Below are 12712 nucleotides of genomic sequence, written 5' to 3' on the forward strand. Positions count from 1 at the left end.
CTTATTCAGCGGGCACGACTACACTGTAAGCTGTTGCTCAACTGCAACAAGCTACTAACAAATAACATACGGGTCAACTTGCTGGAGCATAAGTACACAGGAACCCTAACACCCTAAATGATTTCATCATGAATGCATGGCAACAATTTACGCTCACTCATGTGGCGTTGCAAGATTGGCGCAGTGGAAGTTACTTACACCGTTCAATAGTAGGCATACTACGTTCTTGGCGACAAAGTAGCTTGCTGATTCAGTGGGCAGATCAAATCGCAGCAGTGCTTCTCAGTTTGATATTTGTTTTAGCACCTTTTGTCTCAAGTATACTCGTAGGCTTACTTTTAGTGGCTTGTGGTGGATTTTGGCTATTGGTCACTCTAACAGATATCCGCGATCAAGCGAAACTGACTTCTGTTCATCTACTCGTGTTGCTCTATTGGGGAATTGCTACTGTAGCGACAGCAGCGTCACCTGTAAAATCAGCAGCTTTTGTGGGATGGACAAAATTAACGTTGTATTTGTTGATGTTCGCCCTCGCTGCTAGAGTTTTACGCTCTCCTCGAATTCGTGCATGGATGATTGCCATCTATTTGCACGTAGCACTCCTTGTTAGTGTCTATGGGCTACGACAATGGTTTTTTGGAGCAACTGCGCTAGCAACTTGGGTAGATCCCGAATCGCCTCTATCGAAAACAACTCGTGTTTATAGTTACTTGGGTAATCCTAATTTACTTGCAGGATATCTTCTGCCAGCAATCGCATTCAGTGCAATGGCAATTTTTGCGTGGCGTGGCTGGATTCCCAAAGCTTTAGCACTAACGATGCTTTTAGTCAATATGGCGTGCTTAATCTTAACTTTTAGTCGTGGTGGCTGGATTGGTTTACTGGCGTTGGTTGTCACGCTGTTGGTATTACTAGTTTATTGGTTGAGTATACAACTACCACCGTTTTGGCGGATGTGGTCGTTGCCAATTTTGCTGGTAGGCATGTTGAGTGTTTTAATTTTGGCAATATTATTTGTTGAACCAGTACGCGATCGCGTGTTAAGTATTTTTGCAGGACGAGGTGACAGCAGTAATAACTTCCGCATCAATGTTTGGCTAGCTGTCATTGACATGATTCGCGATCGCCCAATTTTAGGTATTGGTCCTGGTAATACTGCCTTTAACAGAATTTATCCACTCTATCAGCAACCTAAGTATACTGCTTTGAGCGCTTACTCGGTTCTCTTAGAAATTGCTGTAGAAACAGGCTTAATTGGTTTGTTCTGTTTCGTTTGGTTGGTAATCGTGATGCTAAGCCAAGGATTGACACAATTACAGAGGTTACGCCAGCACAATCACCGAGAAGGATTTTGGTTAATGGCAGCGATCGCAATAGTAGTAGGTATGCTAGCTCACGGCACAGTAGATACTGTTTGGTATCGACCTGAAGTTAGTACGTTATGGTGGCTGACTGTTGCGTTAATTGCCGGTTATCTCAACGCTTCTGTCTCAGAACCAAATCCAGGTAATTCCACAGTAGCGACGCAATAAGTATTAAGTCATTTTGTTCTCAGTAGGTATAAAACAAAGCCTTAAGCTAAAACACTTAAGGCTTTTAATTTTGCGATAATTTGGTAGACACCAATGCTTATTACCAACGCTTCTATGCAAGTAGATTTTATTTAAATGCACCCAGATGAAAGGAGAGTAAACAATCTACGGTTCTCGATATGTAGAGGAGGAAGTTGTTCCTGTTGTTCCTACAGTATCAGGTTCGCGGTAACGGGTAGGTTCCGATTTACGACCAGCTAAACCAGCTAGACCAATTAAACCAAGTAATCCTAACCAACCCCAGTCAAAACCATCGTCTGTTTGAGTTGTCGTGATTGTTGGTGCAGTAGTCGCTGTTCCAGGTGCTGTAGTAGTTGCTGACGCAGGAAGCACAGAAGGTAATGCTGCTAGGCTTAAACTTAATACACTAGTGCTAAACACTTTGGATAATTGAGAATGTTTCATAGCCACAAGCTCCTTGTCTCATCTCTTCATCCTTACCTTAACGATTGAGTACTTGAGTAAAATCACCCTTGAGCTAGAAACCTCCACTCTCCCAAAGTCCTACTGAAGAAATACTTGCATAATATTAAGCTACATTAATTTCTATCTCAAGAAGAGATGTCCTTAATAGTTTTTCATAGCTCTTTGCATATCTCGCTGATCTTGACGGCGCTTTAAACTTTCTCGCTTATCGTGCAGCTTCTTCCCTTTACCAAGCGCAATACTAACTTTAACTAAGCCTCTTTTTAGATACATTTTCAAAGGTACTAAAGTCAATCCCTGCTGTTCTACTTTTCCTATCAGCTTGCGAATTTCTTCTTTGTGCAACAACAGCTTGCGTGTCCGGCGAGGTTCGTGATTAAAATACTGTCCGCTACCCGTGTAAGGAGATATATTTACATTTATTAACCACGCTTCGCCATTACGAATCAAAGCGTAGCCATCTTGCAAGTTGACTTTGCCTTCTCGAATAGACTTTACTTCTGTTCCGGTTAGTTGAATACCCGCCTCGTACGTTTCTAGAATTTCGTAGAGAAAACGTGCCTGTCGATTCTCGCTAATAACTTTATAACCGTCGTTGTCACTCATTGAACACTTATCTCACTGCCAATGGTAGATAATCCTACCTTTAACTGAAGTTAACATTTTTCTGCCCGTATTGGGCGTATTGCAGTAGGTTAAAGCCACAAAGTGCATTGCTAGTGCCACTCTTTATACTGTAAGCCAATACAACTTAATAATTAAAAACTTCTCAACTTTACTTATAAAAGTTTGAATAACATATTAATTCGTAAGAGTATGAAAGTTTTTTTACATACAAAAATAAATTTTTATTACAAGTCAAAACAGTAGTATTTCTTGCCTCTATATTTGGTGATGTAAAAGCTCTTTTACCAAGTTTCAATTTCTTTAGTTTGAGAGTAATATCATTCAACAATCAACTAAAATTTAGTTTCACTTTTAAGTTTATCTTAAATGAATTTTTAATTTGCATATTTGCAAGTTTAATAGATTACTATTCAGACGGTTTTAGAGGAAAACTCTGTCTCTTGTATTGCTATCACTTTATTTCTTTCTTACCTAGAAAATTTAACGTCGAATCGCTGCTTTATTTTCAGTTGAATAAATCAAAGAAATTAATGTCTGTAACTTAATTCCTATTATTTAAATTCTTCGAGAAATAACTATGCTACGTAATTTATTACTAAAATCTTCAACTTTTAGCCTTTGCTGCTTATTTACTGTGTCAAACAGCGTTAGCGCTACACATATTATCTCTAATCCAGCAGCACAAACTACTAAGAATACAGTAAAAAATCTGGAAGTATTCAATCCAGGAATTACCAATAACTTACCATCTGGTCAGAGATGGCTACGACATATAAACCAAGAGATTATGCCATTTTGGACAATGCAATCAGTTCTTGGTAATCCTGTTGGTAATTTTCCTACTTTCCGCTGTAATAATGGTTTGCGTTGGAATCCTAGTAATCCTTGTCCGGAAATTTTAAATGCATCATCGTGGGTAAAAAACGATCTCAATAAAGAATATGTAGTAGCTAAGTCTCGGCAAACATACGTATATGGTGTTGCTTATCATCTGACTGGTAATGAAAGAATGCTTCAACTAGCTAGAAATGGAGTAAATTACATCAGAAAAAATGCTTTTGAAAGTAATGGTAGTGTAGTGACTTATTGGGAAAACGGTATTTCTGAAGCTGCGCAAGCTCAAAGAAATACCCAGCACCTAGCATATGCTGGTTTAGGTTTGTCAATGTACTATTATTTAACAAGAGATGAAGCAGTTTTACAAGATATTATTAAGTTAAAAAATCACATTTTTAATAACTATTATGATGCTGAGCTTGGAATGCTTAAATGGAGCAAAACATCTAATATCAAAAATCTAACAGCACAACTTGATCAGTTAAATACTTACATGGTTTTGACAATTCCTTTATTGCCAGAACCCCTACAGTCACAATGGAAAGCAGATGCCCTACGCATTGTGCAAATTATGAATGATAAGTTTTATAGTTCACAATATAACTTGTACTGGCGAGAAGGCAATGTAGGAGAAAGTTTTCAACAAGTTGATTTGGGGCACACTTGTAAAGCTTTTTGGTTTATCTACTTAGTAGGAAAACTAACTAACAATACAGGGGTTAATGTCTTTTGCTGAAATTCAAGGTCCAAAAGTTTTAGAAAAAGCTTATGTGAGCAATACAGGTTCCTGGGCAACACTGCTAAATTCAAATGGTTCTGTAAGTACGAATGGTAATAAAATCTCGTGGATGTACAACGAGATGAATCAAATGACAGCGACATTCAGTTTAAGAAATCCAGCTTTAGCTCAGTATTTAGTCAAAACATATCCATATTGGCTAAAGCATATGGTGGATTATCAATATTATGAAACTTATCCTGAAGTTAATGCTGCTGGTGTTAGAGTTCAGTGGCGTCCTAAAATAGATGCATGGAATCACGGATATCATGCAACAGAACAAGCCTTAGTTGCTTATATTACAACCCAAGCACTGCAAAACAAGCCAGTGGTGCTTCATTATGCATATAAAGGACAGCCATCTACGGCAACTATTCGCCCTTACTTTTATTCAGGAAGAATTCAAAGTCGGCAAATCAGTAATTTGAATACTTTTCCAAATCATAAAAAGCATAAAATTACTTTTGCTAATGTTCAGTAATTTTTTCGGAGTAACTTAAGGGCTGTTGTTGATCAATAGTCAACGATCAGTGGAGTAACAATTAATTATTGGGTAACATAAAGCGTGCGAACAATAATTACGCTCACATACTTAAGGATCTTATTTGTAACATTCATTTTTATTCAAGATGAATACTAAACTTGATGGCAATAAAGAATAGGCTCATGAAGCCGCTTATTAAAAGAAATGCTAATTGTTCAGGGAAAGTGCAAAAATAATTATGTTTGAGCCAATTTAAGCTAAGACAAGAGGGACATTGTGCATTTATTGATTCCAGCTGCTGGAATAGGACGTCGGATGGGTAGCGATCGCAATAAACTGCTGTTATCCTTGCAATCGCAATCTTTGATTAGCTGGACGCTACTTGCTGCAGAAGCAAGTCACCAAATTAGCTGGGTAGGTATTATTGCACAGCCTTCAGATTGGTTAGATATTAAAGAAGATTTAGCAAGTTTATCACTCACGAAACCGATACAACTGATTGTCGGGGGAACTACCCGTCAAGAATCTGTTTACAATGGCTTGCAGGCTCTTCCAAACGCCGCAAAACAAGTTCTGATTCATGATGGTGCGCGCTGTCTTGCTACGCCAAAATTGCTAGATCGTTGTGCAGAGGAAATTCGTCATTGTTCGGGTTTAATTGCGGCTGTACCTGTGAAGGACACAATCAAGGTTGTTGATACTGCTGGAATGATTCAAAGTACACCTGACAGGCGTAACCTTTGGGCGGCACAAACTCCCCAAGCCTTTGATGTTGAACAACTCAAACAATGTCATGAAGTCGCACGTCGCCAAGGATGGGAAGTTACTGATGACGCTGCTTTGTTTGAAAGATGCGGTCTTACAGTCAAAATTGTCGAAGGAGAAGAAACAAATTTAAAGCTGACAACTCCGGTAGATTTAGCGATCGCAGAATTTATTCTGCAACAAAGGCTACAGAATGTCACAACCTGAATCGACAACCTTAGTCAAAGATATCGGAGAAAAAGGGCTATTAGAGCGCTTACAGCAATTTTGTCCGCCAGAAATCGTCGGCGATGATGCAGCGGTAGTTACAACTCAACCAGGGAAGTCTTTAGTTGTAACAACAGATATGTTAGTTGATGAAGTTCATTTTGGCGATCGCACGACTACTCCTGAAGCTGCTGGCTGGCGTGCTGCTGCGGCGAATTTATCTGACTTAGCCGCTATGGGTGCTTCTCCTTTAGGTATCACCATTGCCCTAGGGGTTCCTAACGATACTCCAGTTAACTGGATTGAGCAACTGTATCAAGGAATAACACAATGCCTGCAAAAGTTTGATACTTTCGTCATTGGAGGCGATGTCTGCCGTTCTTCGGTGAAAACTATAGCAATTACTGCATTTGGAGAAGTTCATCCTGAACGAATTATCCGTCGTTCTACTGCTCAAGTAGGAGATGCCATAGTTGCAACTGGAGTTCACGGTGCTTCTCGCGCTGGATTAGAGTTGTTACTACAGCTAGAAACAAGACAAAGCTTCAGCAACAGTACTCAGCAAAAGTTGATCCAAGCTCATCAACATCCGCAACCGCGATTGGACGTGCTACCAATTTTGTGGGAAATAATATCTCAATTTCAACATCAAACTGAAAATGCTAACACTTGCATTCATGTTGCAGGAATGGATAGTAGTGATGGTTTAGCAGATGCTGTGTTGCAAATATGTCAGATGAGTCAAGTAGGTGCAAGAGTTGAACGCAGTTTGATCCCCCTTCCTGATGAGCTTAAAAACTGGTCATCCCAGCAAGCATTAGAATGGGCACTGTACGGTGGTGAAGATTTCGAGTTAGTCTTATGTTTGCCTCCCGATCCAGCGCAAGCGTTAGTACAGCGCTTAGGTAAAGGTGCTGCTATTGTTGGTGAGATTACAAATGATTCTGAAGTTTATCTCGTTGACCAAACAGGAAAAACCCCCGATGAAGTTCTTAGCCTCAAACGGGGATTTCAACATTTTTAGGTTTCTCAGCCAAGATCGACACGGTTCTTTCTGACCTTTGACCCCCGACCACTGACCTCTCTAAAATTCACCTATTTCCACTTTTCAGCGACAAGTTCAGCTAAATCTAATACACGCTGGCTATAACCCCATTCGTTGTCATACCAAGCCATGACTTTCACCATGTCACCACCCATAACCAAAGTCAAACTTGCATCAACGATAGAGGAAGCGTCGTGTCCTTGATAGTCAGAGGAAACGAGTGGCAAATCGCTGTATGCCAAGATACCTTTGAGTGAATTTTCTGAAGCATCTAGGAGTGCTTGGTTAACTTCTTCAGCAAAGGTTGCTTTGTCTACCTGAATGACAAAATCTACCATTGATACGTTGGGAGTAGGAACGCGTAACGCTACTCCATTGAGCTTACCTTTAAGATCTGGCAAGACAAGCGCAACTGCTTTAGCTGCCCCAGTTGAAGTGGGGACAATATTCATTGCTGCGGCTCTAGCACGCCGCACATCACGGTGACTCGCATCAAGTAAACGCTGGTCTCCAGTGTAGCTGTGCGTAGTGGTCATTGTTCCCTTAATAATGCCGAATCTCTCATTGAGAACTTTAGCAATGGGAGCAAGACAGTTGGTAGTACAACTCGCGTTACTGATAATAGTGTGTTTATTGTGGTCGTAGTCGTGATGATTGACACCAAACACAAATGTCCCGTCATCGTTTTTGCCAGGAGCAGTAATCAAGACTTTTTTAGCGCCAGCATTTAGATGCTTCGTTGCCCCTTCTCTGCTGGTAAAAACACCTGTTGATTCAATAACCAGGTCAATTTCCCATTCTTTCCAGGGCAAGTTTTCTGGATTGCGATCTGATGTACATTTAACGGTCTTACCATTAACGATGATCGAATTATCATCAGCACTGATATCAGCATTTTTCAACGTCCCCAGCATGGTGTCATACTTGAGTAGGTGAGCGTTGGTTCGTGGGTCGGAAGTATCGTTGATAGCGACCAGATCGATGTTGCTATTTTCTCGACCTACCCAGCAGCGCATAAAATTGCGCCCGATGCGTCCAAAACCGTTGATCGCGACTCTAATCACAGCGTCTTGCCCTCTAGTATGTACTAAACAATGATTACCTATTCTTGAAGCAGATCATATCGCAAAGGGCGTTACATTATAACCTGCCTACGACAAGACTATGAAAAACCTCAGATTTTATCAAAAATCAGTGTGAATAGAGCCGATGTTTCTCAATGTACAGCCGCACGGCGTCTGGCACTAAATATCGAATCGATAGGCGATCGCGGCACAAAGCACGAATTAAACTTGATGAAATTCCCATATAAGGTAGATGCAAAATTTGCCAGTTGATAGATAAGCCTTGCGATGCTAATTTTTGGACAATTTGTTCGCAACGTAACTGACTATGAGTTGCGATCGCTGTAGACTGCTCTATCTTGAGCGTTGCCGGAAGTCGGGGTGCAACTAACCATTGGCACTCAGTCGCTAGTTCCTGGCGGCGATACCATTGAGGCAAAGTCTCGAAGGCATCTAAACCCACAATCCAACACCATTGAGTATTGGGATAAAGTGTTTTGAGGTCAGTCAGCGTCTGAACTGCATAAGATTTTTCTGTACAGTTCACCGTTGCTGGAGCAATTTTGAAGGCCGGATTATCGGCGATCGCCATTTGCGCCATTTGCCAACGATGCTCAAATGCGGTGGCATTTTTGTAATGCGGGTGGCGCGTGGGTACCCAAATCACTTGTTTAAGATTAGCTTGACTGATGGCTGCTTCAGCAATCAGCAGATGTCCCCAATGTACAGGGTCAAAAGTACCTCCCAAAATTCCTACTTTATGCCTTGAGTACTGCATTTCATCGCGGCTAGGGTCAAAGTTTAACGGTCAATATCGCTGATTTTCCCTATTTTAATTTTTACCTTTAGTGATTTTAGTAAATTGCCAATAATTTAATCAGAGTTCAATCACAGTTATTTACATACAAGAAAAACATTTCCCTGTTTTCTATGAATTGTACTGAAGTGGACAAAGTAGCAATAAAGATATTCCTTACGTAAAGCAAGAAATCTCAAGAAAGAGAGTTCCCGAAAAAAAGAAATTCTTGATATGATATCGCCTAACATTTGTGCAGTATGCTGTGGTGTGGTGTGGAAGGAGCAAAAATGCTACTGAATTCTGTTGATTTTAGCGGTAAGCCTTTTCATTTTATTGGTATTGGTGGTATTGGAATGTCTGCCCTTGCCTACATTCTTGCCAAGCGTAAACTCCCTGTGTCAGGTTCAGATATTCGTTCTAGTCATATTACTCAACGCTTGCAAGCATTAGGAGTTAATATATTTGACAAGCAAGAAGCAACAAACTTGACATTTTTTCAGCCACAAAATACATCTGATTCTCAAGAACTGCTAACTCCAAAAAAACGGCTTAATAGTACATCAGTACTATTAACTGAACCTTATAACCCTGTAGAAAGTTTAATTACGAATACACCAGTTTTACCTCAAGTTATTTGTTCAACTGCCATCAATACAGGTAACTTAGAGTATCGTGCTGCCCTAGATTTAGGCTGTCCGATTTTTCATCGTTCGGATCTGTTAGCAGCATTAATTCAAGATTATCAAAGTATTGCTGTTGCAGGAACTCACGGCAAAACAACGACAAGTAGCATGATTGGCTATATGCTACTGCAAGCAAAGCTCGATCCCACAATTGTTGTTGGTGGTGAAGTCAACGCTTGGGAAGGTAATGCCAGGTTAGGACAAAGTCCGTATCTTGTTGCTGAAGCAGATGAATCTGATGGATCGCTCGTCAAACTATCTGCCGCAATTGGTGTAGTTACTAATATTGAACTGGATCATCCCGATCATTACGGAACGTTAGAAGAAGTTGTGCAAACGTTCCAAATTTTTGCCGATCGCTGTCAAACTTTAGTCGGGTGTATTGATTGTGAAACAGTCCGCGATCGCCTCCACCCCTCGATCAGCTACAGCCTTCGTTCCGATGCTAATGCAGATTACACAGTTACTGATGTCGATTACAGTGCAGATGGTACAATTGCCCGTGTTTGGGAAAAAGGCGAAGTACTTGGTGTCCTCAACTTACGTCTTTTAGGTCAGCATAATCTCAGCAATGCTCTTGCTGCTGTCGCTGTGGGTAGATTACTGGGTTTAGACTTTACAACGATTGCTGAAGCAATTGCGTCCTTTACGGGTGCCCGCCGCCGATTTGAACTGCGCGGAGAAACAAACGGTATCTTGTTTATTGATGATTACGCACATCACCCAAGTGAAATTCGTGCTACCCTCGCTGCAGCTCGTCTACAAGCAAAAGACCTCAGAATTGTTGCGGTGTTTCAACCACATCGCTACAGTCGTACCCTAGCCTTTCTACCAGAGTTTGCGCAATCTTTCACTCATGCTGATATCGCCGTTATTAGTGAGATATACAGTGCTGGTGAACCTAACCTAGGACAAATTAGTGGCAAAAAACTTGCTGAGATGATTGGCGAACATCACCCACAAGTCACTTTTCAGCCTACCTTAACTGCCATATGTGAATATCTAACCCAAACGTTACGCCCAGGGGATCTTGCCTTATTTCTTGGCGCTGGAAACTTAAATCAAGTGATTCCAGAAGTGATGAACTCGATTCGCCAATCTAGGGGAGCCGAGGAGAAGTAATGAGCAGGGAACCTTAACTTGTTATTGTCTGCTGTTCGCAGCTTGAATTCATTCTCCTCATACCTCCACCTTTATTTATTGTGCTGTTATGAATATTTCGCAAGCAAATCTGAGTATTGATAGTCAGGCTTCTCCCTTACTGGTGACTAAAGCGCTGAACAATAGCGTTAGTGGAGCTAAAACAATATTACCTAATACTAATTGTGTCATTAAGTCTCAAATTCCCTTGGCAACGCTTACTTCATTTCGGGTAGGTGGTCCAGCAGAATGGTATGTAGCACCGCGCAATTTAGCAGAACTACAAGCAAGTTTATTATGGGCAAACACTGAGGGTTTAGCAGTAACGCTGTTGGGGGCGGGTTCCAACTTACTCGTGAGCGATCGCGGCATTCCAGGACTAGTAATTAGCACGCGTCACTTGCGCCATACTGAATTCAACTTTATAACAGGTGAAGTGACAGTCGCCGCCGGAGAGCCTTTACCGCGTCTAGCATGGCAAGCAGCTGAACGTGGTTGGCAAGGTTTAGAATGGGCTGTGGGTATTCCTGGTAGCGTTGGTGGTGCTGTTGTGATGAATGCTGGCGCGCATAGAAGCTGTATAGCTGATATTTTGGTGAGTGCGCAAGTTTTGTCTGTTGACGGTGAAGTAGAAACTCTCACACCTGAACAATTAGATTATCGTTATCGCACCTCTGTGCTGCAAGGACATATTGCTGCTAGCTTGGGTAAACCACTGCGCTTTGTGACTCAAGCAACCTTTCGATTGCAACCTGGTGCTGATCCTGAACAAGTACTAGCAACAACTAGCCAACACTTGGAACAACGTCGTGCTACTCAGCCATATCATCTACCAAGTTGCGGTAGTGTATTTCGCAATCCTAGACCGTACACTGCCGGATGGCTAATTGAGCAAACAGGTCTCAAAGGCTACAAAGTTGGCGGGGCACAAATTGCCGAACGGCACGCAAATTTTATCCTTAACTGTGGCGGTGCTAAAGCTAGTGATATCCTACAAATTATTAATTACGTGCAAGATCAAGTACAGCAGCACTGGTCAATTCTATTAGAGCCAGAAGTCAAAATTTTGGGTGAATTTGAATAAAAAACAAGAATCAGAGTTATTTTCTGACTTTGCTATCACCCTGACCTCAGACCTCTAACCTCTGACCTCCTCATAAATCCTCTCAACTCGATGCAGGGCATCTATAATTTAATGGAACTTCGTATCCAATTTGCAACGCGATCAATTTTTATATGACACAAGGACAAGGAAAAGGTTTTGGCTTCGGTATAGGCAAAATGAAAGAACTAGCCGATGCTTTCAAAAAGGCACAGCAAGTCCAAGAAGGTGCCAAAAGGCTCCAAGAAGAACTAGAGCAAATGCAGATTGCTGGAGAAGCAGGTGGTGGTCTAGTTAAAGTTGTCCTAAGTGGCAACCAAGAGCCTCAAAGTGTTGAAATTGCGCCAGAAGCTCTAAGTGAAGGGGCAGAAGTCCTTTCGGATCTAGTGACAATAGCAATGAAGGACGCATATAACAAATCTACAGCAACGATGCGCGAACGCATGGAAGAATTAACAAGTGGTTTAGAACTACCAGGAATGGGAATGTAAACCAGGGGCTAGGGGTGAGGGATTAGTTTTGAATTTTGAATGCGTGAGTTTTGAATTCAAAGAATTGTCTCAACTTTCCTAAATTCATAACTTAACACTCAACACTGAGAACTCATAACTTCCTTAAACTCAACATTCATTACTCATAATTCTCCGTCTCCCCTAACCTCTAAACTCTAACCCCTGACCTCTCAAAATATGCCTTACAAATTGCTATTTGTTTGTCTTGGAAACATCTGTCGTTCCCCAGCGGCAGAGAATATCATGAATTATCTACTAGACAAAGAGAACCTAAAAGGACAAATTATTTGCGACTCAGCAGGTACAGGAGGCTATCACGTTGGTAGTCCACCAGATCAGCGTATGGCGATCGCCGCAGCTAGTAAATTAGGCATCAAATTGCGTGGTAGTGCGCGTCAATTACAAAAAACTGATTTGGCAGAATTTGATCTTATTCTGGCAATGGATCGCGAAAATTACCAAGATATTTTAGCGCTCGATGGTCATGGTAAGTATCACGAGAAAGTACAACTGATGTGTGACTATTGCTCGCAGCATACTGTGGAAGAAGTTCCAGATCCATACTATGGAGGAACACAAGGTTTTAATTATGTCATTGATATTCTCCTTGATGCTTGCACTGGCTTACTACAAGAAGTCAAAAACTAAAGA

13 protein-coding genes are annotated in these 12712 nt (G+C 41.2%); 9 read left to right on the forward strand and 4 right to left on the reverse strand.

The window, feature by feature from the left end:
• Nucleotides 1–128 precede the first annotated feature (128 nt).
• Nucleotides 129–1532 carry an IctB family putative bicarbonate transporter gene (locus tag IQ230_RS14965; protein ID WP_193932758.1) on the forward strand — a complete coding sequence of 468 codons (1404 nt, stop codon included), beginning with the start codon at nucleotides 129–131 and terminating at the stop codon, nucleotides 1530–1532.
• A 165-nt stretch (nucleotides 1533–1697) separates the two neighbouring features.
• Here the strand turns inward: IQ230_RS14965 and IQ230_RS14970 are convergent, their stop codons facing one another.
• Entirely contained in the window at nucleotides 1698–1997 is a 300-nt protein-coding gene (locus IQ230_RS14970; protein WP_193932759.1) for a WGxxGxxG family protein, read from the reverse strand.
• Nucleotides 1998–2159: 162 nt separating this feature from the next.
• Nucleotides 2160–2624: an SsrA-binding protein SmpB gene (gene smpB / locus IQ230_RS14975; protein WP_099700913.1), complete on the reverse strand. Its 465-nt coding sequence runs from the start codon at nucleotides 2622–2624 to the stop codon at nucleotides 2160–2162.
• Nucleotides 2625–3279: 655 nt separating this feature from the next.
• Between smpB and IQ230_RS14980 the strand changes: the two genes are divergently transcribed.
• From IQ230_RS14980 to thiL, 4 genes are all read left to right on the forward strand, one after another.
• On the forward strand, nucleotides 3280–4218 hold the full coding sequence (locus IQ230_RS14980; RefSeq protein ID WP_193932760.1) for an AGE family epimerase/isomerase: 939 nt from the start codon (nucleotides 3280–3282) through the stop codon (nucleotides 4216–4218).
• The gene (locus IQ230_RS14985) at nucleotides 4205–4741 is read left to right on the forward strand and encodes a hypothetical protein (RefSeq protein WP_193932761.1); all 537 of its coding nucleotides are present in this window, start codon (nucleotides 4205–4207) and stop codon (nucleotides 4739–4741) included. The genes IQ230_RS14980 and IQ230_RS14985 overlap by 14 nt, the downstream gene beginning before the upstream one ends.
• 279 nt (nucleotides 4742–5020) lie before the next feature.
• A complete protein-coding gene (gene ispD, locus IQ230_RS14990) occupies nucleotides 5021–5716 on the forward strand; it encodes a 2-C-methyl-D-erythritol 4-phosphate cytidylyltransferase (RefSeq protein WP_193932762.1) in 696 nt (231 codons plus the stop codon).
• Nucleotides 5703–6740, forward strand: a complete 1038-nt coding sequence (thiL, locus tag IQ230_RS14995; RefSeq protein WP_193932763.1) for a thiamine-phosphate kinase — start codon at nucleotides 5703–5705, stop codon at nucleotides 6738–6740. The genes ispD and thiL overlap by 14 nt, the downstream gene beginning before the upstream one ends.
• A gap of 71 nt (nucleotides 6741–6811) precedes the next feature.
• Here the strand turns inward: thiL and IQ230_RS15000 are convergent, their stop codons facing one another.
• A complete protein-coding gene (locus tag IQ230_RS15000) occupies nucleotides 6812–7825 on the reverse strand; it encodes a type I glyceraldehyde-3-phosphate dehydrogenase (RefSeq protein WP_193932764.1) in 1014 nt (337 codons plus the stop codon).
• Between the two features lie 127 nt (nucleotides 7826–7952).
• Entirely contained in the window at nucleotides 7953–8603 is a 651-nt protein-coding gene (nadD, locus tag IQ230_RS15005) for a nicotinate (nicotinamide) nucleotide adenylyltransferase (RefSeq protein WP_193932765.1), read from the reverse strand.
• Between the two features lie 308 nt (nucleotides 8604–8911).
• On the opposite strand from nadD, the gene murC reads away from it, so the two are divergent.
• The 4 genes from murC (at nucleotide 8912) to IQ230_RS15025 (ending at nucleotide 12709) form a co-directional block, all read left to right on the forward strand.
• Nucleotides 8912–10429 carry a UDP-N-acetylmuramate--L-alanine ligase gene (gene murC / locus IQ230_RS15010; RefSeq protein WP_193932766.1) on the forward strand — a complete coding sequence of 506 codons (1518 nt, stop codon included), beginning with the start codon at nucleotides 8912–8914 and terminating at the stop codon, nucleotides 10427–10429.
• An 88-nt stretch (nucleotides 10430–10517) separates the two neighbouring features.
• Nucleotides 10518–11531, forward strand: coding sequence for a UDP-N-acetylmuramate dehydrogenase (murB, locus tag IQ230_RS15015; protein WP_193932767.1), 1014 nt, complete (start codon nucleotides 10518–10520; stop codon nucleotides 11529–11531).
• Between the two features lie 152 nt (nucleotides 11532–11683).
• Complete coding sequence (locus IQ230_RS15020) at nucleotides 11684–12040, forward strand: YbaB/EbfC family nucleoid-associated protein (RefSeq protein ID WP_193932768.1); 357 nt, start codon at nucleotides 11684–11686, stop codon at nucleotides 12038–12040.
• 198 nt (nucleotides 12041–12238) lie between these two features.
• Nucleotides 12239–12709, forward strand: a complete 471-nt coding sequence (locus IQ230_RS15025) for a low molecular weight protein-tyrosine-phosphatase (protein ID WP_193932769.1) — start codon at nucleotides 12239–12241, stop codon at nucleotides 12707–12709.
• The last annotated feature ends 3 nt before the right edge of the window (nucleotides 12710–12712 follow it).

Origin of the sequence: Gloeocapsopsis crepidinum LEGE 06123 (assembly GCF_015207655.1) — a bacterium.
Taxonomy (GTDB): Bacteria; Cyanobacteriota; Cyanobacteriia; order Cyanobacteriales; family Chroococcidiopsidaceae; genus Gloeocapsopsis; species Gloeocapsopsis crepidinum.

Bases quoted from the DNA above. Each gene is read 5' to 3' on its own strand.
- IQ230_RS14965 (WP_193932758.1), top strand. From the start codon at position 129: ATGAATGCATGGCAACAATTTACGCTCACTCATGTGGCGTTGCAAGAT.
- nadD (WP_193932765.1), bottom strand. From the start codon at position 8,603: ATGCAGTACTCAAGGCATAAAGTAGGAATTTTGGGAGGTACTTTTGAC.
- IQ230_RS14985 (WP_193932761.1), top strand. From the start codon at position 4,205: ATGTCTTTTGCTGAAATTCAAGGTCCAAAAGTTTTAGAAAAAGCTTAT.
- IQ230_RS15025 (WP_193932769.1), top strand. From the start codon at position 12,239: ATGCCTTACAAATTGCTATTTGTTTGTCTTGGAAACATCTGTCGTTCC.
- smpB (WP_099700913.1), bottom strand. From the start codon at position 2,624: ATGAGTGACAACGACGGTTATAAAGTTATTAGCGAGAATCGACAGGCA.
- murB (WP_193932767.1), top strand. From the start codon at position 10,518: ATGAATATTTCGCAAGCAAATCTGAGTATTGATAGTCAGGCTTCTCCC.
- IQ230_RS15020 (WP_193932768.1), top strand. From the start codon at position 11,684: ATGACACAAGGACAAGGAAAAGGTTTTGGCTTCGGTATAGGCAAAATG.
- thiL (WP_193932763.1), top strand. From the start codon at position 5,703: ATGTCACAACCTGAATCGACAACCTTAGTCAAAGATATCGGAGAAAAA.
- IQ230_RS14970 (WP_193932759.1), bottom strand. From the start codon at position 1,997: ATGAAACATTCTCAATTATCCAAAGTGTTTAGCACTAGTGTATTAAGT.
- murC (WP_193932766.1), top strand. From the start codon at position 8,912: ATGCTACTGAATTCTGTTGATTTTAGCGGTAAGCCTTTTCATTTTATT.